At 65.1% G+C, this 252-nt stretch carries 1 pseudogene; it reads left to right on the top strand.

The window, feature by feature from the left end:
• A pseudogene (locus G6553_RS20595) lies at positions 1–252 on the top strand (IS1380 family transposase); the annotation flags it as partial.

Below are 252 nucleotides of genomic sequence, written 5' to 3'. Positions count from 1 at the left end.
CGCGATCGACGACGACGCGTGGACCACCATCGAGTACACCGACGCCATTTTCGACGAGGCCACCGGATCCTGGGTCTCCCGCGCCGAGGTCGCCGAGGTGCCGTTCACCGCGTTCTCCGCCCAGAAGAAGGCCGACCGAGTGTCGGGCAGGTTGGTAGTCCGACGCATCCCCGACCTCAACCCGAAGTCGTCTGATGGGCAGGAGACGCTGTTCGACACCTGGCGGTTCCATGCCTTCTTCACCACCACCGA

It is taken from the genome of Nocardioides sp. IC4_145, assembly GCF_011250565.1.
GTDB lineage: Bacteria > Actinomycetota > Actinomycetes > Propionibacteriales > Nocardioidaceae > Nocardioides.
The sequence above is the reverse complement of the archived record's forward strand: the minus strand, read 5'-3'. Positions and strand labels throughout refer to the sequence as shown.